This window comes from Bacteroidota bacterium (assembly GCA_036522515.1).
In the GTDB taxonomy this organism is placed as follows: domain Bacteria; phylum Bacteroidota; class Ignavibacteria; order UBA10030; family SZUA-254; genus VBOC01.
In genome coordinates, this window is sequence record DATDFQ010000055.1 from 18,579 (window position 1) to 41,343 (window position 22,765).

The 22,765-nt window shown below is 60.5% G+C and carries 14 protein-coding genes; 9 read left to right on the top strand and 5 right to left on the bottom strand.

The genetic code is table 11. From position 1 onward, the window contains the following. Positions 1–11 precede the first annotated feature (11 nt). The 9 genes from VI215_10380 (at position 12) to VI215_10420 (ending at position 19,733) form a co-directional block, all read left to right on the top strand. Complete coding sequence (locus VI215_10380; protein ID HEY6192715.1) at positions 12–3,305, top strand: hypothetical protein; 3,294 nt, start codon at positions 12–14, stop codon at positions 3,303–3,305. A gap of 10 nt (positions 3,306–3,315) precedes the next feature. After that, positions 3,316–4,323 (top strand): PorV/PorQ family protein, encoded by a 1,008-nt coding sequence (locus VI215_10385; protein HEY6192716.1) that lies wholly within the window; start codon positions 3,316–3,318, stop codon positions 4,321–4,323. A 33-nt stretch (positions 4,324–4,356) separates the two neighbouring features. Then, on the top strand, positions 4,357–6,762 hold the full coding sequence (locus tag VI215_10390; GenBank protein ID HEY6192717.1) for a glycosyl transferase family 36: 2,406 nt from the start codon (positions 4,357–4,359) through the stop codon (positions 6,760–6,762). A 28-nt stretch (positions 6,763–6,790) separates the two neighbouring features. Continuing rightward, the gene (locus tag VI215_10395; protein HEY6192718.1) at positions 6,791–8,410 is read left to right on the top strand and encodes a glucoamylase family protein; all 1,620 of its coding nucleotides are present in this window, start codon (positions 6,791–6,793) and stop codon (positions 8,408–8,410) included. A 4-nt stretch (positions 8,411–8,414) separates the two neighbouring features. Continuing rightward, positions 8,415–9,812, top strand: coding sequence for a glucoamylase family protein (locus tag VI215_10400; GenBank protein ID HEY6192719.1), 1,398 nt, complete (start codon positions 8,415–8,417; stop codon positions 9,810–9,812). A 119-nt stretch (positions 9,813–9,931) separates the two neighbouring features. After that, positions 9,932–11,641, top strand: coding sequence for a family 43 glycosylhydrolase (locus VI215_10405; protein HEY6192720.1), 1,710 nt, complete (start codon positions 9,932–9,934; stop codon positions 11,639–11,641). Further along, complete coding sequence (locus tag VI215_10410; protein HEY6192721.1) at positions 11,641–14,802, top strand: discoidin domain-containing protein; 3,162 nt, start codon at positions 11,641–11,643, stop codon at positions 14,800–14,802. Before VI215_10405 ends, VI215_10410 begins: the two co-directional genes overlap by 1 nt. Positions 14,803–14,809: 7 nt before the next feature. Further along, positions 14,810–17,476: a glycoside hydrolase family 2 TIM barrel-domain containing protein gene (locus VI215_10415; GenBank protein HEY6192722.1), complete on the top strand. Its 2,667-nt coding sequence runs from the start codon at positions 14,810–14,812 to the stop codon at positions 17,474–17,476. Continuing rightward, positions 17,469–19,733 carry a glycoside hydrolase family 3 N-terminal domain-containing protein gene (locus VI215_10420; GenBank protein HEY6192723.1) on the top strand — a complete coding sequence of 755 codons (2,265 nt, stop codon included), beginning with the start codon at positions 17,469–17,471 and terminating at the stop codon, positions 19,731–19,733. Before VI215_10415 ends, VI215_10420 begins: the two co-directional genes overlap by 8 nt. A 9-nt stretch (positions 19,734–19,742) precedes the next feature. Here the strand turns inward: VI215_10420 and VI215_10425 are convergent, their stop codons facing one another. From VI215_10425 to VI215_10445, 5 genes are all read right to left on the bottom strand, one after another. Beyond that, positions 19,743–20,549, bottom strand: a complete 807-nt coding sequence (locus VI215_10425) for an undecaprenyl-diphosphate phosphatase (protein HEY6192724.1) — start codon at positions 20,547–20,549, stop codon at positions 19,743–19,745. Positions 20,550–20,583: 34 nt separating this feature from the next. Next, complete coding sequence (locus tag VI215_10430; protein HEY6192725.1) at positions 20,584–21,582, bottom strand: hypothetical protein; 999 nt, start codon at positions 21,580–21,582, stop codon at positions 20,584–20,586. An 8-nt stretch (positions 21,583–21,590) separates the two neighbouring features. Next, positions 21,591–21,893 (bottom strand): hypothetical protein, encoded by a 303-nt coding sequence (locus VI215_10435; GenBank protein ID HEY6192726.1) that lies wholly within the window; start codon positions 21,891–21,893, stop codon positions 21,591–21,593. Further along, the gene (locus tag VI215_10440) at positions 21,890–22,258 is read right to left on the bottom strand and encodes a hypothetical protein (protein ID HEY6192727.1); all 369 of its coding nucleotides are present in this window, start codon (positions 22,256–22,258) and stop codon (positions 21,890–21,892) included. The genes VI215_10435 and VI215_10440 overlap by 4 nt, the downstream gene beginning before the upstream one ends. A 140-nt stretch (positions 22,259–22,398) precedes the next feature. Continuing rightward, positions 22,399–22,719, bottom strand: a complete 321-nt coding sequence (locus tag VI215_10445; protein ID HEY6192728.1) for a GYD domain-containing protein — start codon at positions 22,717–22,719, stop codon at positions 22,399–22,401. Positions 22,720–22,765 lie beyond the last annotated feature (46 nt).

The following is a 22,765-nucleotide window of genomic DNA, read 5'->3' on the forward strand; positions in this document are numbered from 1 at the left end:
CGCCGATGAACATGCGGAGTTATCGCCTCCTGACTCTTCTTGTCACACTCGCACTCTGCGCAGCCGGACGTCTCGCGGCGCAGGTCGTGACCCCCGTTCCCAAGGATATGCGGAGCCGGATCGACGCGGAGCGGCTGGGATTTCATGACGCGAACAATATCCGCACGGTGTTTTACAACTACGGGATGGTCGGCGACTATCCGCCGGATCCGGGCAACGTGGACCTGAGCGTGTTTCATTCCGTCGAGGTGCCGAAGGGAAGCGGCGTGAACTATACCGACGGCATCACCCCCTTCGTGCTGGCAAAAAAGCGTCTCCTGAACGGCGATTCCGCCTACATCATGGAGACCGGATACCGCGAGCGCCAGGAAACGAGCCCCTTTTCCGCCCTCACGATGCGCTTTGAGCCGAGGCCGGGATACTTCGAGCCGGATCCGGTCCTCAACAGGGGAAGATCCCCGGCGCTCAGCAATGATCCCCGCACCTGGCCTGCTTCATGGCCCGACAAGGACGCCACCTGGAACGGATCCTGGAACGGCTACTTTGGGAAGCAGCCGGCCGCAGACCAGGAGAGCTACAGCGTGATGGACGACGACTATTACGACAAATGGAAATCGCTCTACTATCCCGACAGCCGCGACTCCACCCGGCACGGGCTCGGATTGCGGGTCGAAGTCCGGGGCTTCCAATGGGCCAATCCGCAGGCGGCGAACGTGATCTTCTGGCATTACGACATTACGAACGAAGGGACCACCGATTACCCGGCCCCCGGCGAGCCGGAAAATATCATCTTCGGCCTCTATATGGATGCCGGCGTGGGGGGCGAGGCGCTGAGTTGCGACGGGGTGTTCGAGTCGGACGACGACAACGCCACGTTCGACACCACCTCGGGGCTGAACCTCGTCTATACATGGGACTACTATGGCCACGGCGTGGGGCTTTCGAATACCTGCTATCCCACGGGTTACCTCGGCTATGCCTACCTGGAAACACCCGGCAAGCCCGGTGACGGGATCGATAACGACAATGACGGAATCACCGACGAGCGGCGGGATTCGGGCCCCGGAATTCTGATCGAAGGGCGGGACGCGATTCTCGCCTACGCCGCCGCGCATTACGACACGGTGAAGTTCAACAGGTTTTACGGGCCGATCAGCCAGCGGCCGGCGGTGCTGGCGGGCAAATGGTGGACGGGGGACGAAGACCTTGATTGGGTCGCCGAAGCGGACGACACGGGTGAGGACGGAGTGTGGGGGACGCACGACCCCGGAGAGGGGGACGGGATTCCGACCGAAGGGGAGCCGCACTTCGACAAGACCGACAAGGACGAATCGGACCAGATCGGGCTGACGGGATTTCAGATGAACTACATCAACAACCCCGGCGGCACGCCGGACGACATCGTGTTCTTCAAGACGGGCCGGCCGCCGCACCCCGACTGGCCGAAGGAGCTCTACGAGAAATGGACCAGCCCCAACCCGCATGACCGGTTCGATCAGAGGTCGGGCGCGGTGCGGATCAATATCGGTTTTCTGTTCGCGTCGGGCCCCTTCACGCTCAAGGCCGGGAAGACAGAGCGGTTCAGCCTCGCGCTTGCCTACGGGGCCGACCTCGAGGAACTGCGCTCGACGGTGAAGGTCGTGCAGGCGATTTACAACGCGAATTATCAATTCGCCGTCCCCCCGCCCCTCCCCACCGTGAAAGCGGAAGCCGGCAACAAGTACGTCCAGCTCACCTGGGACGATGCCGCGGAAAACAGCACCGATCCGGTCGTGACCGAGAACGATTTTGAGGGCTACCGCATCTACCGCTCGACCGACCCGGAGTTCAGGGACCCGCGCATCATCCAGACGGCGCGCGGAACCGGGCCCATCGGAAACGGAAAGCCGATCGCGCAATTCGACCTGAAGGACGGCATCTCGGGTTATTCGAAAACGACCGTGGACGGCATCGCATATTATCTCGGCGGGGAGACCGGCATCCAGCATACGTTCAGAGACACGACCGTGGTGAACGGGCAGCTCTATTACTATGCGGTCTGCTCCTATGATTATGGACCGAGCATCCGGCTTCAGAGCCAGGAGGTGTTCACCTACTATCCCTCGGAGAATTCGATCACGGTCTCCCGGACGCCGCGCGGCGGGACGATCCTCCCCGGGAATGTGGTGTCGGTCCGGCCCAACCCGAAAGTGCTCGGGTACACTCCGGCGGAAGCGGGAAGCGTCACGCGGGTCGCGGGGGCCGGGACGGGAACGGTGAGCGTGAGAGTGCTCGACTCCAAGCTCGTCCCGGAGAATCATCTCTTCAAGATCACGTTCAATGCCAATTCGGACGAAGTGCTGGCGAATTCGTACAACCTGGTCGACAGCACGACCGGCGAGGTGTTGTTCAAGACGGGGAGGGATTTCGCGGGCGAAGGGCGCGGCCTTTCGGGCGGAGGCGTCCAGCCGGTCGTTACCACGCTCCCGACGGTCGTGGTCGATACGCTCCTGAGCGGGTTCGCCGCGGGAAGCAGCACGAACGCAAGGCTCGACGTGAAATATTCCGGCGTGACGATGCCGGTCACCCTTCGCCGCACCGGGTTCCCGTATGATTTGTCGATTACCTTCTCCAACACGATTCTCGACACCGCTGACGGTATTTTCCCCTTCCCCGCCTTTCGAAAGCCGGTGAAGTTCCGCGTCGTCGCGCATGCGCCCGAGGGCGACCTTCATCTTCATACGAAATTCGTCGACCTCAACGGCGACTCGACGCTCAGCCCCAATCCGGGGAATTCCGAGGTAATCCAGATACTCACCGGTCCGGACAGTCTTGCCGCCGGCGACCGTCTGACGTGGGCGGTCAGAATCAAGAACGACAGCGTCACGACCCGGAAGCCCACCCAGGGGGATGTCTATGAGTTGAAGCTTCTCTATCCCTTCACGACCGGAGACGTTTTCACCTACACGACGAAAGCCGAAGTGGTCGAAAATGCGAAAGCGACGGCGCAGTTCAACTCCTCGCCGTACGTCGTTCCAAACCCGTACGTGGGGGCGGCGAGTTTTGAGCCGGGCCTCTTCGCGACAAACGGCCGCGGCGAGCGCCGGATCGAGTTCCGCGGCTTGCCGCAAAGCTGCACGATCAGAATTTTCGCGATTCGGGGCGAGCTGGTTCAAACACTCACCCATGACGGCTCCACGGACGGGTTTGTCGCGTGGAACCTGCGCACGAAGGACAATCTCGACGTCGCGCCGGGGTTGTACGTCTATCAGGTCGACGCGGGGAGCGTCGGGACCTACATCGGCAAGTTCGCAATCATCAAGTAGGCGGGTGACTATGATCCGAAACCTTCTCCTGATCGGACTCTTCCTGCTTGCGGCCGCGTGGGCGGCCGGGCAGTCGAAGACGGGCACCAGCGCCGGACAATTCCTGCTGATCGAACCGAGCGCCCGCGTGGCGGGGATGGGAAATGCCGGTTCGACGATCTACGGCGAGATTCAAGCCGCCTATTACAACCCCGCCGCCATCGGGCTCTTCACAGGAAGCGGCGTGGAGTTCACGCACAGTCTCTGGCTGGCAGACATCGGCTATGATTTTGCGGCCGCCGGCGTGACACTGGGGAGCGTCGGCAATATCTATGCGAGCATCACGTCACTGAGCTCGGGCGAGATCGATGTGCGGACGGTCGAACAACCCCTTGGAACGGGCGAGAGATATACCGTGACCGATCTTGCGTTCGGGATCGGCTACGGGCGCCAGGTTTCGGAACAATTTTCGGTCGGACTTCAGGGCACGTATCTGACGGAGACGATCTGGCACAGCTCGATGTACGCGTTCGCGCTCAACGTGGGAACGCTCTACCGGATTTCGGAAAGCGGCCTTCGCATCGGGGCGAGCATCTCGAATTTCGGAACGCCCGCCCGGTTCAACGGGACCGACCTGCGCGTCCTCTTCGACCAAAATCCGGCAAGGTTCGGCGACAACGGGAGTCTTCCCGCGGAGTTGTTGACCGACGAATTCCCCCTGCCGATCCTGTTCCGGGTCGGCGTCGGTATTCCGGTCGCACTCAACGAGCGAAACAGGGTGAACGTCGCCTTCGACGCGTTTCATCCGAGCGACAACACGGAAAGTCTCAGCATGGGAATCGAATGGGGATACGACAACACGCTCTTCCTCCGGGGCGGCTATCAGAATCTTTTCCTGGAAGATTCCGAAGTCGGGCTCACCTTCGGGGTGGGAGTGCAGTCCACACTCGACGTCTACAGGGTGAGCTTCGATTACGGATGGGCCGACCACGGCCGGCTCAAGGAGACGCACCGCTTTACGCTCGGCATCTTCTTTTAGAACCTTCATTCCCCGAACGATGGGCAACCGGCCTTGAACCGCTTCAAGACGAGATTCGGGTCATTTTCGCCCGATGGAACAGAGTACATCATTTCAACGCCCCGGACTCCCCGCCCCTGGATCAACGTCATCAGCAACGGAGATTACGGGATGACGTTCTCCCAGGCGGGAAGCGGGTATAGCTGGCGGACACACGCCCAGCTCAACAGGATTACGCGCTGGGAACAGGACCTGGTCAGGGACGACTGGGGGAAACACATCTATTTGCGGGACGAGAAGAGCAATATCTGGTCGGCCGGGTGGAAACCGGTCTGCGCCGAACCGGAGTCCTATCGCTGCCGGCACGGGTTCGGTTATTCCGCGATCGAATCTCTCCATGATGGCATCGGGACGGAGCTGCTCGTCTTTGTTCCGATGGAAGAGCCACTCGAGATTTGGCGCCTGACGGTCACGAACCGCTCCCGAAGGGCGCGTTCCCTCTCCGTTTTCACATACCTGGAATGGGGCCTCGGCCAGGCCCCCGACTGGCACCGGGAATTCCACAAATCCTTCATCGAAACGGAGTACGACCCCCGATCGCGGGCAGTCTATGCGACGAAGCGGCTCTGGGAGGTCCCCACCCCCCGCGGCCACTGGAACACTCCATGGCCCTATGTGGCCTTTCATTCCTCCAACCTCAAACCCACGTCGTTCGACACCGATAAAGAAACCTTCCTCGGGATGTACGGCTCGACGGCCTCGCCCGAGAGCGTTCAAAGAAACAGGCTGCGGAAGAGCGCGGGGAAAGGCCTCGACCCGGTCGCGAGCCTTCATTCCGGAATCGCCCTCAAACCGGGCGAATCGAAAACGCTTCTTTACACTCTCGGCGCCGCGGATTCCCGATCGCAGGCCGAAGGGCTCATTCTCAAGTATAAGGATCCCGGGGAGGTGGAGGCGGCGTTGGAGGAAGTGCACCGGCGCTGGTCGGGTCTTCTCAACGGCGCAGTCGCGGAGACGCCCGACCGTGCGATGGACCTGATGCAGAACGGATGGCTAAAGTACCAGGCGATCTCGGGACGAATCTGGGGGCGCACCGCGTACTATCAAACCGGAGGCGCCTTCGGGTTCCGCGATCAATTGCAGGACAGTCTCCTCTGGCTGGCGATCGATCCGGCGCGGACACTCGATCAGATCCGGCTCCACGCGAGGCACCAGTTCAGAGAGGGAACCGTCTATCATTGGTGGCATCCTCTCACCGAGCTGGGGTTGCGGAATCAGATTTCAGACAACCTGCTCTGGCTCCCCTACGCGATGAACCGCTATCTGCTGGAGACGAACGACTTCTCAACACTCGATCTCCGGGAACCCTGGGTCGATGACAGCCAGGGAGCGTCCCTCTACGATCATTGCGTGCTGGCGATCGACTTCGCTCTTACCCGCTTCAGTCCGAGAGGCCTTCCCCTCATCGGTAGCGGCGACTGGAACGACGGTCTCAGCGCGGTCGGTCTCGAAATGAAAGGGGAATCGATCTGGCTGGGCCAGTTTCTCCACCGGATCCTGATCGAATTTGCTGCGGTTTCAGAGCGCCGGGGAGACACCGGGCGATCGAAACGGTATTGCTCCCGGGCGGATGAATTGCGAGCGAACCTGAACAGGCTCGGGTGGGACGGCGATTACTACTACGGCGCCACGAAGGACTCGGGCGACAAGCTCGGAAGCAGCGTCAATACCGAAGGGGCGATCTGGCTCAACCCCCAGACATGGGCGATCATCGGCGGTGTCGCGGATGAGGGCAGGGCTCAACAGTGCATGGACATCGTTGAACAGAAGCTGGAAGCGGAGATCGGCCCGCTCTTGTTGAAACCGGCATACAAAACACCCGACGAATATATAGGTTATCTGACGCGCTATAGTCCGGGGATGCGCGAGAACGGAGGAGTCTATACGCACGCCGCGACCTGGGCGGTTATCGCCGCGGCGATGCTGGGCCGCGGAGAAACCGCGTTTCGGATCTACTCCAAGCTCAATCCGGTGAACCGCGGGAAGGATCCCGGCAGGTACTGCGCCGAACCGTATGTGACAGCCGGAAACATCGAAGGGCCCGATTCCCCGTTCTACGGAAGGGGGGGCTGGACATGGTACACCGGCTCGGCGGCGTGGCTCTTCAACGCAGGCTTCGAATGGATTCTCGGCATACGCCCGGCGTTCGGCGGGTTGTTGTGCGATCCGTGCATTCCACGGAGCTGGAAGGGGTTCGCCGTTCGCCGGAACTTCCGGGGAGCCCAGTACAACATCGTCGTGGAAAACCCCCGCCATGTCGAGTGCGGGGTGAATGAGATGTGGGTCGACGGAGAGCTGCAGCGCGGGGGCGCAAGCCCGAGATCGAACACAGCGCCGCTCTTTCCGGCGGGCACGACGCACAATATTCGTGTCGTGATGGGAAGCGGACTGTCATCCTGAGGGAGCAAGGCGACCGAAGGATCTCACTATGACCAATCATCGAAAAGCCGGATTCTTCGTCGCTTCGCTCCTCAGAATGACGCTCATCGCACTGACGCTCGGGGCGTCCGGAGATCCCCTCACTGCACAGGTTACGGACGATCAGCTGCTCGACACACTCCAGCATTCCGCGTTCAGTTTCTTCTGGCAGGAAGCCAACCCTTCGAACGGATTGATCAAAGACCGGAGCGCATCCGGAGCTCCGTGCAGCATCGCCTCTGTCGGGTTTGGCCTGACCGCGATCTGCATCGGCGCCGACCATGGGTGGGTGACGCGCGAAGCGGCGCGCGACCGGGTACTGGCCGCTCTCCGGACATTCTGGACAGGCCCCCAGGGAACCGCACCATCCGGCACGACCGGCTACAAAGGGTTTTTCTATCATTTTCTCGACATGAACACGGGCGTCCGGACCTGGAACAGCGAGCTCTCGACGATCGACAGCGGGCTGCTTCTCGCCGGGATTCTCCATACGAGGGAATACTTCAACGGGAGCGACTCCGGAGAAGTGCAGATCCGCTCGCTCGCCGACTCGATTTACCGCCGCGCAGACTGGGAGTGGTTCAGAAATTTCAACGCGGGTATCCTGATGGGATGGAACCCGGGGACTGGGTTTGCCGGGTACGGACAATGGACCGGCTACAACGAAGCGATGATCATGTACATTCTCGGATATGGTTCCCCAACGCACCCGGTCGCAGACCAGCTCGGATGGCAACAATGGACCAGCGGATACCAGTGGCAGACGCAGTACGGCTATACGTACGTCATCTTCCCGCCGCTCTTCGGGCATCAGTACTCGCACTGCTGGATCGACTTCGGCGGCATCGCGGATTCATATATGCGTAACAAAGGGATCGACTATTTTGAGAACTCCCGCCGGGCGACGCTCGCACAACGCGCCTACTGTGCGGCAAATCCGGGAGGGTGGGCGGGCTACAGCGACACGCTCTGGGGAATCACCGCGTCGGACGACACCGGGAACACCTACAGCGCCCGGGGCGCCCCGCCCGCGCAGAACGACGACGGGACGCTGGTTCCCACGGCGCCCATCAGCTCCCTTCCGTTCGCGCCCGAAGAAGTGATCCCCGTGATTCGCAATCTGTGGAACAATTATCGCGGCCAGCTCTGGACGCCGTACGGATTCCGGGACGCGTTCAACCTGACAGCCAACTGGTGGGGTCCGGACATCATCGGCATCGACCAGGGGCCGATCATCATCATGATAGAAAATTACCGGACCGGCGGAGTCTGGAACCGGTTCATGCAGAACGCGGACATCCAGCGCGGACTCGCGCGCATCGGCTTTCAGCCCTTCGCGGGTGTCGAGGACCGGTCGCTCGCGCCCGCCTCGTTCGAACTCTTTCAGAATTATCCCAATCCCTTTAACGGTTCGACCGTGATCCGGTATTCGCTGCCCTCTTCCGGCTCCGTCACTCTGAAGATTTTTGACCTTCTCGGCCGTGAAATTCGCACGCTCGTCAACGGAGAGGAATCGATCGGAGTCCACGCTGTAACGTTCAGCGCGGATCCTCTCTCCTCCGGTGTCTACCGGTACCGGCTCGTCTCCCGCGGCCGGGTCGCCGTCAAACAGTTCATCCTTCTCAAGTGACCAGATGAGATATTTCCTCCTTGCGTTGTTATTAATCGTTCCCGGCAGTTGTCCCGACAGGCGCGCGGCGCAGGATGTCGCCGGGCAGACGCCCCAATCGCTGAGCGACCCGTTCCTCGACACCCTGCAGGCGCGGACGATCAGGTGGTTTCTGGACGTCACCCCCCGCGCCACGGGGCTCACGCCCGACCGGTGGCCGGCATCCTCGCCCTCGAGCATCGCCGCCGCCGGATTTGCGCTGGCTGCGACTCCCATTGCGGTGCGGCATTCGCTGATCGGACGGGCCGAAGCCGCGGAGAGAACCCGTACGGCTCTTCGTTTTCTCTGGAGCCTGCCGCAGGACAACACGGGCGTGCATTCCGCCGGGTACAAGGGTTTCTTCTATCACTTCATCGGAACCCAGACAGGGATGCGGGCATGGAACTGCGAACTCTCGACGATCGACACCGGGCTTCTCATCGCCGGGGTCTTGTGTTGTCAATCGTATTTTGACGGCGCCGATCCCGCCGAGGGGGAGATCAGGTCTCTTGCGGATTCACTCTACAGAAGAATCGACTGGCGGTGGGCCATGGGCGACACGAGCGGGATCTGGATGGGTTGGAAACCGGAGGAAGGGTGGACCCCGCTCACCTGGCACGGCTATAACGAGGCGATGATCATTTACATCCTTGCGCTCGGATCCCCCACGCACACGGTTCCCGCGACCGTGTGGGAACATTGGACGGCCCCCTACGTGTGGCGGGAACATGAGGGCCAGGCGTATCTCAATTTCGCTCCGCTCTTCGGTCACCAGTACTCGCACCTCTGGATCGATTACCGGGGGATTCAGGACGACTACATGCGGGCGAAGGGGATCGATTACTTCGAAAACTCGCGGCGCGCCACCTATGCCAACCGCGCCTATGCGATCGAAAACCCGGGGCGGTGGCAGGATTATTCAGACTCGATCTGGGGACTGACCGCATGCGACGGGCCGGGCGACACCACGTTCGACGTCCTCGGGCGGTCAAGGAAATTTCAAGGCTATTCCGCGCGCGGTCCCTCCGCGGAGTGGACGAACGACGACGGCACCGTCTCGCCGACCGCAGCCGGGGGATCGCTCCCTTTCGCCCCCGAGATCTGCCTTCCCGCCCTGAAAGCGATGGAACGGAGGTACGGCGGCAAGCTTTGGACACGGTACGGTTTTCTCGATGCGTTTAACCCGACCTATGTTACCCCCTCGACCCCCGGGGGATGGTTCGACCGCGACTACCTCGGGATCGACCAGGGACCGATCGTGCTGATGATTGAAAACCTCCGCGACGGGTTTCTCTGGAACGTGATGAAGAAAAACCCCTACATCGTCGAAGGATTGAAAAAAGCCGGCTTCCGCGGCGGGTGGCTGGACACGGCAAAGAAGTAGGGGCGGGGTATGCCTCGCCCGTCCTGCGGAAGCCGAAAATCACGACAACATTAAAAAGGAGATCGTTGGTGTCCACCCTGAGTCGGAGAGCTTCCATCATAGCGGCGGTGTCGTTAGGAATGTTCGGGTGTTACTCCGCCTCCGCTCAACCCCATACCTACTGCAATCCGATGAACATCGATTACGCCTACGGGCCGATCCCCAATTTTTCCGAACAGGGCAAGCATCGCACCACCGCCGATCCGGTGATCACGTTGTTCAAAGGGGACTACTATCTTTTTTCCACGAACCAGTGGGGCTACTGGTGGTCCGAAGACATGCTTCGGTGGAATTTCGTCTCTCGCAGGTTTCTGAAGCCGTGGCACAAGGTCTACGACGACCTGTGCGCGCCTGCCACGCTCGTTTTGGGTGACACCCTCCTGGTCGTCGGCTCGACCTACACGCTCGATTTCCCGGTCTGGATGAGCACGAAACCCCGGATGGACGAATGGAAAGAGCGGGTCGATTCGTTCAAAGTCGGCGCATGGGATCCCGCGTTCTTCCTCGACGACGACGGGCGCCTTTACCTCTATTTCGGGTCGAGCAATCTCTATCCGACGTACGGCCAGGAGATCGACCGGTCCACGTTCCTGCCGATCGGTGAGCGGGTGGAGTTGATTCATGCGGACGGGGAGACGCACGGGTGGGAACGGTTCGGCGAATACAACGACAACACGTTTCTCAACCCCTTCGTGGAGGGGTCGTGGATGAACAAACACGGCGGGAAGTATTACCTTCAGTACGCAGGGCCGGGAACGGAGTTCAGCGGCTACGGCGACGGCGTCTACGTCGGCAGCAAGCCCCTGGGCCCCTTCACCTATCAGGCGCACAACCCCTTTTCCTACAAACCGGGCGGGTTCGCCCGGGGCGCCGGCCACGGATCCACGTTTCAGGACAGGGCCGGCAACTGGTGGCACATCTCCACGATGGGGATATCGGTCAAGAACAACTTCGAACGGCGCCTGGGCATCTTCCCGGCCGCGTTCGACTCCGACGGAGTGTTATATACGAACACGGCCTACGGGGATTATCCGTTCGCAATGCCGGGCGGAAAGGTAAATGCTCCGGAAAGCCTCTTCACGGGGTGGATGCTGCTGAATCTCAACAAGCCGGTGACGGTTTCTTCGACCCTGGGAGCGTACGATCCGAATTACGCGGTGGACGAAGATATCAGGACCTACTGGAGCGCCGCGACAGGAGAGAAGGGCGAGTGGATTCAATCGGACCTCGGGCGCGAAAGCACGGTCCGGGCCATTCAGATCAATTACGCGGACCAGGACGCGGAATTCCTCGGCAAGCAGCAGGGGATTTATCATCAATACAAGCTCTCCTCCTCCCTCGACGGGAAGGCGTGGGAAGTTCTGGCCGACAAGTCGGCGAACAGGAGCGATATCCCGCACGAGTATGTCGAACTGGCCCGGCCGGCGCGGGCGCGTTTCGTCAAGCTGGAAAACATTCACGTGCCGACCGGAAAATTTGCAGTCAGCGGTTTGCGCGTCTTCGGAAATGGGAACGGCAAGAAGCCGGGGGCGGTCAAGAATTTCGTTGTGCTGAGGGGGCAGAGCGAACGGCGCGACGCCTGGCTCAAATGGCAATTGATGGATGACGCCCAGGGGTACACGATCTATACGGGAATCCAGCAGGATAAACTCTACAACAACATCATGATCTACGGAAAGAACGAGTACTATTTCAAGGGGATGGACAAGAATCTCCCCTATTATTTCCAGATCGAAGCATTCAACGAGAACGGCGTCAGCGCACGCACCCCGGTGATAAAGGCGGAATAATGGGCATTTCTTTGTCGTTACTGCTTCTCATCATCACCGCGCCCGCGGGATCCCAATCGAAGCATCTCGACGACTTCGAGACCATCACGGGATGGAGGTCCATCGTCTCCGATGGCGCAAAACTGAATCTTTCGGCGAGCCCCGGCAAGGCGGGGAACGCACTCCGGATGGATTTCGAATTCGCCGGAGGCTCGGGGTATACGATCGCTCAGAAGGACTTTCACCTCGACCTGCCCGCGAACTATGAGTTCACCTTCGATATGCGCGCGGACGCGCCGGTCAATAATTTCGAGTTCAAACTTCTCGACTCGTCCGGCAATGTCTGGTGGATCAAGAGGTTGGACATCGAGTACCCCAAACAATGGACGCCCGAGCGCATCAAGAAACGCCAGATCTCGTTTGCGTGGGGGCCTTCGGGGGGCGGGGAGGTTCGCCGCGTGGAGAAAATCGAGTTCGTCGTCTCGGTGGGGACCGGGGGAAAAGGGAGTGTCTTCATCGATAACTTCAGGCTCGAGCCGATCGACGACGAGGCGGCAAAGAGCGCGCACGCCGCGTTCGCGGCCTCCTCGATGAAAAAGGGAGGCGAGCCGGTCCTGGACGAACATGGAACACTCCTCACCGGATGGAGGGGAGAGCATGATCAGGAATGGCTCTCCATCAATTTCAATTGCCTGAAAGAGGTGGGGGGGCTGGTGATCGACTGGGAGAAGGCCGGTTACGCAAGCTCCTATGACGTCGAGCTCTCGAACGACGGCAGGGAGTGGACGGCGTGCTACACCGTGACGAACGGCAACGGCGGGAGGGATTACATCTATCTTCCCGAGACGGACACGCGGGAGTTGCGTCTCAATTTCAGAAAGAGCCCGGGCGGGAAGGGCTACGGCATCGCGCGCATGGAGGTGAAGGGCCCGGAGTTTTCCTCAAGCGCGAACGATTTCTTCTCTGCGCTCGCAAAAGACTCGCCCCGGGGATACTTTCCACGATACTTCCTGAACCAGCAGAGCTACTGGACGGTCGTCGGCGCAAGCGGCGATACGAAGGAAGCCCTCGTCAACGAACAGGGGGCGATCGAAGTCGACAAGCTCCGTTTTTCGCTCGAGCCGTTCCTGTTTATCGGCAACAAGCTCATTACATGGAGCGACGTGTCGCTGGAGCAGTCCCTCGAGAACGGCTACCTCCCCATCCCGTCCGTCAAATGGAAGTACGGCGGGATCGAGCTGACGGTCCGCGCGTTCTCAGCCGGCGTGGCCGGCAATTCCATGCTGCTTGCAAGTTACACGATCGAGAACGAGGGGAGCTCTCCCCCGAAGGGGAAACTCTTCGTCGCGGTTCGTCCATTTCAGGTGAATCCGCCCTGGCAGAGGCTGAATCTCATCGGCGGGGCGGCGCGGATCGACAGCATCCGGGACGACAAGGGGCTATTGCGCGTTCAGGACAAGCTCGTCATACCCCTTTCCAACGCGTCATCGTTCGGCGCGACCGATTTTGACGGCGGCGAGATTCTGGAACATCTGAAGAACGGAACGGTCCCTCCCTCTCAGGCGGTCCTCGACTCGCGCGGCTTCGCCTCGGGCGCGCTCGAGTACGACTACGATGTCCCGTCCGGTGATTCGAAAGAGTTCCACGTCGCCGTCCCGTTCCACGCGTGGAACGGAAGCCCCTCGCCGAACATGGGCGCCGGCGCGGATCTCTACGTGAGCCTTGCCCATGACGCGACCCTACGGTTCTGGGAGTCGAAGCTGAGCACGGTCCGTCTCAATCTTCCCGCCATCGCATCACCGGTCGTCAACACGTTGAAATCGACGCTTGCCTACATCCTGATCAACAGGGACGGCCCCGGGATTCAGCCCGGATCGCGGAGCTACGAGCGTTCGTGGATCCGCGACGGATCCCTCACGTCCACGGCGCTTCTGGAGATGGGGTTGAAGGATGAGGTGAAGGAGTACTTGGATTGGTACACGGGCTATCAGTTCCCGGACGGGAGGATTCCCTGCGTGGTTGACAGCAGGGGCGCCGATCCCACCGCCGAGCACGACAGTCACGGAGAGTACATCTACGCGGTGATGCAGTACTTCGACTATGCGAAGGACACGGCGTGGCTCCGTTCCAAATTTGATCCGGTCGTGAAGACCGTCCGCGCGATCCAGTCTCTACGCGCCGGGCGAAAGACGGAGCTCTACAGGCAGGGGACCCCCGAAGAGCGCGCCTGCTACGGACTGGTCCCTCAGTCGATCAGCCATGAAGGATATTCCTCGAAGCCGATGCATTCGTACTGGGACGATTTCTTCATCCTCCGCGGATTGAAGGACGCGGCGGCGATGGCGGCAATTCTCGGCGAGACGAAACTCGCCGGAGAGTTTTCCGCCGAGCGGGACGACATGCGGAACGATCTCTACACTTCCATGCGGTCCGCGATGGCGCTCAAGGGGATCGACTATATCCCCGGGTGTGTCGAACTCGGCGATTTCGACGCGACCTCCACCACGATCGGCGTCAACCCGGTAAACGAACTGGGCTTGATCCCCGAGCCCGGACTCCACAACACGTTCGAGAAGTATTACGATTATTTCAAGAAACGGCGCGCGGGCTCGATTCCCTGGGATGCCTACACCCCGTACGAGAATCGCCTGATCGGGACATTCGTCTACCTGGGCCAGAAACGGCGGGCGGAAGAGGCCCTGGAATTTTTCATGCGCGGCCGGCGACCGGCGGCGTGGAACGAGTGGGCCGAGGTGGTCCACCGCGATTCGCTCGCGCCGGAATTCATCGGCGATATGCCGCACACCTGGTGCGGTTCGGATTTTATCCGGTCCGTCCGCTCGATGTTTGTCTACGAGCGCGAGAAAGACACCGCCCTGGTCATCGGCGCGGGCATTCCCGAAGAATGGCTGAACGGGCCCGAAGGGGTCGAGGTGCGCGACCTTCCGACCTTCTACGGATTGCTGTCGTACGCCATGAAAAAATCGGGGAAGAAGTCCGCCCCGATCATCCGGCTCGAGTTGAGCGGGGGCGTCCGCGTGCCGGGCGGAGGGCTGGTTGTTCCGTCGCCGCTTGAGCAGAAGCTCACATCGGTCAGGATAAACGGCGTTCAAGCCCGGGCGACCCGGTCCTCCGAGGTCATTGTCCGCAAACTTCCGGCATCGATTGAGTTCCGGTATTGACCCCACAATGACAGCGTTTCTCTTTCACATCGACCCATCCAAACCCCGGAACAAGTTCCCTCTCAACGGCACGTGGGAGATCCAACCCGGGGGAGAAGAAATGCCGTCAGGCGGATGGAACAGCAGCGTCCCGGTTCCGGGACTCGTCGACCTCGCGCTCCCGCCGTACGAGTGGCGGCATCACAAGTACAACTGGTACAGAACCCTGTTCGAATTTGACGAGCCGTTCAGTCCCGACGCGGTCCTGCTCACGATCGAGCAGGCGATGTTCGGCACCGAGGTGTGGCTCAACGGACGGAGACTGGGCGGGGACATTGCCTGCTACACTTCCCAGGTGTATGATTTAACCGACTTTCTGGTTTCAAGGTCGGAGAACGAACTCCTCGTCAGGGTGGGCGCCAAAGAGACGCTTCCCCAGGAGAGCGCCGTGGGGAGAGATCAGGAGCGGGCTGAGTTCATTCCCGGCATCTGGGGGGATGTGCACCTTACCGTGTGCGGGAATCCGCGCATTAAACTCGTGCAGGTGATCCCGCACATCGACACCGGCGTGGCCGAAGCCCGTCTCTGGGTGGCGAACAAATCTGAAGCGGAGGTCTCCGTCGATATTGCCCTGCGCGTGCTGGAGAAGCGCGAGGGTAAGCCTGCGTCGGAATTCGCGACGCGGCGGATCATCCTTCCTCCGGGGAAGGAGAGGAATTTGTCGGTCGACCTTCGTATCCGGGATCCGAAACTCTGGTCGCCCGCGAACCCGTTCCTCTACGAGCTCGACGCCTATGTGCTCGACCGCCAGTCGATCCTCGACCGGGTCCTCACCACATTCGGCATGCGGGAGTTCAGGATCGCGGGCCCCGATTTTCTGTTGAACGGAAGAACAATCCGCCTCCGCGGCGGCAATATCGCGTTCCACCGGTTTCTGTCGGACGCCGGGCGCGGCCTCCTGCCGTGGAACCTCGACTGGGTGAAGAAACTCCTGATCGACATACCGAAGGCGCACCACTTCAATTTCTTCCGGTTCCACATCGGCCAGGCATACAACCGGTGGTACGACCTCGCAGACGAGCATGGCATGCTCCTCCAGAACGAATGGCAGTTCTGGACCACGACCGGGACCCCGGAGCAGATCAGAAAAGAGTTCACCCGCTGGTTGCAGGATAACTGGAACCACCCGGCCATCGTCATCTGGGATCCGCTCAACGAGTCGGCCGATCCGGCCGTGCAGGACGAGATCGTTCCGGAAATGAAGAAACTCGACCCGACGCGGCCGTGGGAATCCGTTGATGTTCATGAGCAGCATCCGTATATTTACTCGCTCGGGCCGGTCCTGGTGAACTGGAAGTTCGGGTTCACGTCAGCGCTCGACGAGATCGAGCGGTCGGAAATTCCGTCGATGGTCAATGAGTTCCTCTGGTGGTGGCTCGACAGGGATTTCAATCCGACACTCCTCACGAAGGAGGTGGTTGAGCGGTGGCTCGGTCCCTCCTGGCAGAAGGAAGAGCTGATCGAACGCCAGTCGTTCCTGGCGCAGGAACTGGTCGAGCTTTTCCGGCGCATGGACGTGAAGGCGATCCAGCCGTTCGTCTACCTGAGCAACGATCAGGGTCCGACCGGCAACTGGTTTTCCGGCGACATCGCCGCGCTCGTTCCAAAACCGGTTCTGGCCGCCCTGAAGAACGCGTTTGCGCCGTTCGGCCTCAGCATTGAATTGTGGGACAGACACTTCTTCACCGACGAGCCGAGGATGATGCAGATATTCATCTTCAACGACGGAGGGGGAGCCCGGGAGGGTGTGGTTCGCATGGGAATATGCGATGAGCAGGGCAGGTGGTTTTCGAAGCTCGAGATGCCGGTCGACGTACCGGCCGGGGAGCGCCTCGTGGAATCGGTGCTCATGCATTTTCCCCCGAAGGAGGGCGCGTATACAGTCACGGCCGAGCTTGTCGAGGAACATGAGCCCGTTGTCGCGGTCAGCCGGAAGAGGGCGCACGTTCTGAAGCCGCCGGAGGCGTCGGTTACGCTCTTGAAAAAGAGGGTCGCGCTCCTCGACCCCGGCGGCGAGTTGACGGGTTACCTCGCGTCCGTCGGAATAGAGACAGACGACGTCCGGAGCTCCGGGCTCGCCAAGACACGCACGCTGGTCGTGTCGGAAGGGTCCATGAGTGACGCATACGTTCAATCCGGCGCCGAAGAGATCTCCGGTTTTCTGGAATCGGGGGGGACGCTCATCCTCATCGAGCCGGAGTTCGGCGTGACTTCGAAGGAAGTGCAGCAGATTCCGGGCGGGATTGACCTGACGATCGAGCCGAGAAACGATATGGACAAAGGCGGATACGATTCCTACGTGTTCGCGGAAAACCATGCCCACCCGCTCTGGAGCGGAATTTCCAGGGAACACCTGCAGATGTTCAACGGGGGATACGGCGGGGAGGTGGTTTCGGAACATCATGTTTCGGCGAATCTCCCCGTCACAATTCACGCGCGCTGCGGCATGCAGTTGAAGCATGCGGCGGTGTTTGAACTGCGCTCCGGCAGGGGCCGGGTCCTTGTTTCCCGGCTTCAACTGCGCGGGAGGCTGGCGGAATCGGCCGGGAACGAGTCGCTCTACTCCCGCCGGCCGGATCCGGTTCTTCAGCAGTATCTCTTAAACCTTCTCTCCTATGCGGCCCAGGATGATTAACCGGATTTTGAAAACCGTGCGATGGTGCACTGCGTTTCTTTTCCTCGTCCCTGCACTGCGTGCGCCCGGGGGCGAGCCCGGCTCGCGCCGCGCCGCCGATCCGGAGGTCGAGCGGAAGATCGATTCCCTTCTGTCGGTCATGACGCTCGGGGAAAAACTGGGACAACTCAACCAGATCGTGGCGAACTGGAACGACAAAGAGAAAAAGCCGTTCCTCGATGAGAAACAACTGAAGCTCATGCGGGGCGGGGGCATCGGTTCGTTTCTGAATGTGGTGGGCGCGGCGGAGACGAAGGGGATGCAGAAGATCGCCGTGGAGGAAACCCGGCTGCACATTCCGCTCATCTTCGGTTTGGATGTCATCCATGGGTTTCGAACCGTCTTCCCGATTCCGCTTGCGCAAGCCGCGAGCTGGGATCCGGAACTGATCGAGCGTGCCGAGCGGATCGCCGCCACCGAAGCTGCCTCCTCAGGCATCAACTGGACGTTCGCCCCGATGGTGGACATTGCGCGCGATCCGAGGTGGGGGAGAATTGCGGAGGGCGCGGGCGAAGACCCGTATCTCGGATCGGCGATCGCGGCAGCGCGCGTGCGCGGATTTCAATCGGCCGGGCTCGAGGATTCAAGCGCGCTCCTCGCGTGCGCGAAGCATTTCGCCGCCTACGGGGGTGCGGAGGGGGGACGCGACTATAACACCGTCGATTTCTCCGAGCGGACCATCCGCGAGATTTACCTTGCCCCTTTTCATGCCGCCGTCAACGCCGGTGTGGGCTCGCTCATGAGCGCGTTTAACGATGTCTCCGGAGTCCCAAGCTCGGCGAATCCGTGGCTCCTGACCGCGGTGTTGCGAAAGGAGTGGGGATTCGACGGGTTCGTGGTGAGCGACTGGACCGCAATCGAAGAATTGCAAAAGCATGGCATCGCGGGGAACAGGCCTGAGGCGGGGATCAAGGCGATGACCGCCGGGGTTGACATGGATATGGTGAGCTCGATCTACGTGAACGACCTGCCTGAAATGGTCCGGGCGGGGAAGCTCTCACAATTGGTCGTCGATGAATCCGTGCGGCGCGTGTTGCGGACGAAGTTTCGTCTCGGTCTCTTCAAGAATCCCTACCGGAACTGCACTCCCGGCCTCGATCAGAAAGTGATCCTTGCCCCGCGCCATCTCGAGGCGGCCAGGAAGCTCGCCGAGGAATCGATCGTCCTTCTGAAAAACGAAAAGAACCTCCTCCCCTTGCGCAAGGATATCGGAACGCTTGCCCTCATCGGTCCGCTCGCCGCCGACAGCGCAAACATGCTCGGTCCGTGGGCCGGAGCCGGCAAGAGCGCGGATGTGGTGACCGTGCTGACCGGAATCGGGATTCACGCAGGCCTGCAGACGAGGATCGTTGTCGAAAAGGGATGCGACATCGAGTCGTATGATACGAGCCGCTTTGCGAATGCGGTTTCGGCTGCGATACAGTCCGACGCCGTCGTGCTCGTCGCGGGAGAAGACCGTTCGATGAGCGGCGAAGCGGCGAGCCGGTCCGGAATCGGGCTCCCGGGAGTCCAGCGTGAGTTGATCGAGAGGATAATCTCGACGGGTAAACCGGTTGTGCTGGTCCTCATGAACGGCCGTCCGCTGGCGATTCCCTGGGAAGCCGATCATGTGCCGGCGATCCTCGAGGCATGGTACCCCGGGATTCAAGCCGGCAATGCGATCGCCGGCATTCTCTTCGGCGACGTGAACCCGGGCGGTAAGCTGCCGGTCTCATTTCCCCGGAGCGTCGGGCAGGTCCCGCTCTATTATAACCACAAACGCACCGGACGGCCTGAGAGCACGGAAGACCACTACACATCAAAATACATCGATCTGAAGAACTCGCCGCAGTTTCCGTTCGGGTTCGGCCTGAGTTATACCCGGTACCGGTACAGCGATCTGCGGGTCGAGAAAAAGCGCGTTTCGATGAGCGACACCGTCAGGGTGAGCGTACGGGTGGAAAACACCGGGAAAGTCGAAGGCGATGAGATCGTGCAGCTTTACATCCACGACGAGGTGGCAAGCGTCACGCGGCCGGTCGAGGAGCTGAAAGGGTTCCGGAGGATTCATCTTGCTCCGAACGAATCGAGAGTCGTGCATTTCGCTCTCACCGCGGGGGATCTTGCGTTCTACGACGCCGGGATGAAACTCGTCACCGAACCGGGCGTGTTTACGGTCTTCGTGGGGCCGAACTCAGTGGATAGGGAGGAAACGAAGTTTGAGCTTCTTGCGGAATGATGTTGCCGCCTACCGGATGAGGTAGAAGTAGGTCAACACGATGCCCGCCAGGACGATTCTATAATAGCCGAACGGCTTGAAATCCCTCCTGCTCACGTAGCCGATAAACGCCTTCACCACGACCCAGGCAACGATGAAGGAGACGATGAACCCCACCGCAAGAACCCCCATCTCAGTTTCTGTCATCGAGAGCCCCATCTTGAGCAAGGAGTAGCCCGAGGCAGCCACCATCGTCGGGATGGCGAGGAAAAATGAGAACTCGACCGCCACGATCCTGCTGCACCCCAGGAGCATCGCGCCGATGATCGTCGCCGCCGACCTCGATGTTCCGGGGATCATCGCCAGGCACTGAATGAGGCCTATGAGGAAGGCCGTTTTGTAATCGAGGAGCGATACCGAGTCGATCCGCTCGCGCCTCGCGGAACCTTCCAGGATGATCAACGCGATTCCTCCGCCGGCGAGCGCGATCGAAACCACCAGGGGATTGAAGAGCGCGGCTTCAATTTGTTTGTGCAACAGGGCGCCGGCGATGAGCGCGGGAAGAACGCCGGCAATCGTCTTCTTCCAGAGCCCGAAGGCGTCGCTTTTGAGGAAGGGGGTCACTCCGCCCGCGGGAGGGAACAACCGCTTCCTGTAGAGGACCGCCACCGCCAGAATCGCTCCGAGCTGGATGACCACGTCGAACTTCTTCGTGAACTCAGGCTCGAAAGTGATGAACTGGTTAAAGAGGATGAGATGGCCTGTCGAGGAGACCGGAAGGAATTCGGTGATCCCCTCGACGATCCCGAGCAGCGCAGCTTTGATCAGATCACTCATATCTCAGGAGCTCTGCTCTCTCGGGTCCGGGGATTTACTTCACCACCACGCTGAGCGCGTTGAAGGTAACCCCGTTATTCGGATTGTACGGGTCGTTATAGTCGCTCGACGCGTGGTCGTAACGGATGTCGACGTGCGACACGACGAACCCCATAAAGGGAGTGGAGGAAAAAGCGGGGCTCAGGTTATCCAGAAGTTTCAACACCCCTCCCAGGTGCACCCCGAAGCCGCTTGTCGTATACTCAACCCCCCTTCCCGTCACCGAACCGCCGCGCAGAAAAAACAATTCGCCAAAGTTCAGCTGCCACCCCTTGCGGAGAGTCACGCGCCCGTTCCCCTCTCCGAGGACGACGTTCTTCACGAATTGAATCGCGCCGTTTCCATCGACGTACTGAGGGGGCGGGGGCGAGGCGATTGCGTTACCGAAGCTATCGGTCGGGGCAGGGAAGCGCTCGACAAGGAGATCCTCCGCTTCCCGGGCGAGCGTGAATGAAAACAGTTCCCAGTTTGCCGCCGGTCCCCGCCTTGTGACGCCCGCTTTGTAGCTCAAACCGAGCCTGGCAGTCCGGGGCAAAGGATCCGCCTGACCCGGGTCGATGTAGGGGACGAAATCGTCGCCGAGGTTGGAGCGTGCGTAGCCGAACGAAATATCGAGTAGGGGCTCCGCGAGTCCGGAGAGTGAAATCAAGTCACCGGTGATCCGATCGAGGACCCCTATGACGGGGAGTTGCCCGATCATGCCGATGTCGTAGGTGGTCGCTTCGGCAACACCCTCCCGGCCTTGTCGCTGCACATCGAAGGGTGCAAGATTCGACTGCGCCATTTTGAGCGTGTATCCTAAACCGAGCCTGAGATAATAATCGACCCCGATTCCGAAGCTCAGATTGTTGGAATGTTCCTCTGCGCTAAAATAATTCAAAACCGTCGGATCGTCGACCGAGATCCCAAACGTTCCGAGGTTCAGGGTGACGTTCGAATAGCCAACGCCGGCGGTCAATTCGAAGGGAAGCGAAAAAAAACGGTTCAGCTTCAATCCGGCGCTCAACGCGCTCGAACGGTAGTTGAGGTCCGTCGCGTGCAATGCAGGAAGCCATGAAGTTGCGGGGGAAAATAACTGACCGAAAAGTAATGATCGAGACTGGCCAATCCCAGTTGGCCCGGATTGGCAAGCATCGCCAGCGGATCGTCCGAAATTGTCGAGCCGATGATGCCCCCCATCCCGTCCCCCTGCGGCGAAGGAGGAATCAATAGAAAGGGCAATGCGGCTTCCCCCTGCGCGCGGCACTGTTGCGCTGCGGGCGCGAAGATGAGACCCAGGACCAACACGGCAAGGGCCGATTTCATTTGATCAGCAGCATTTTGTGTGTCATGGTCAGGACGCCCGCCGCAGGGAGGCCTTCCGAGGGAAGCGTCTCGGCGACGATCGTGAATGCATAGAGCCCGGTCGAAAGCGAGGAGGCGTCGAACGAGACCTCGTAAGTCCCCGGGCCCAGTCGTTCGCGATCCAGCAGCTTCGCGACGACCGCGCCGGTCCCGTCGTAGATCGTCATCGAAACGATCGCGGCCGCCGGCAGATCGAATTGGATTGTAGTTGTGACCTGCACACTCGACGGAGAGATCCGGATGTGCGAGCTCTGGGTCGCATCCCCCTTTACCTCGACCCAGTGGGAGGAGTGGTCGAGCAAAACAGGCGCGGGAATTCCGGTCACGTCCGACCTGCACCCGGAAAGCGATAAGAGTGCTGTGAAACAAATCAAGCCGATCCACCCGAAAGGATCGGCTGCATCAGCATTCCGTCGTCCCCCCGCCCCCGATGTCGGGTAATTTGCCTGCGGATCCACGCGAAGGCCTATTTCCCGGGAGCCCTGTAGCCGACTGATTTTTTGCACGCAGCGTCGACCTCTTTCGGGCTCAGGAGAGGAACCATCGACGTCTGAACCGCGCCGGAGGCGTTGATCGCAAAACTGACCGCGGCCGCGCTGACAGCATCGGGGAGTTCGACGACCGAATAGACGTCGGCGTCGCCAAACGCATAATAGAAACATTCGACCGAGCCTCCGAGGGGTGCGAGCATTTTTTCGACTACCTTTTTCCTGCTCGATCCGCCTTCCTTCATCAGGCCTTTCATGCCCTCCGAAGTATAGCTTGCTTTGATCATGAATTTAGCCATGAGACACCTCCAATGATTGGTTGATTTGACCGCCGCCCGGGCTCAT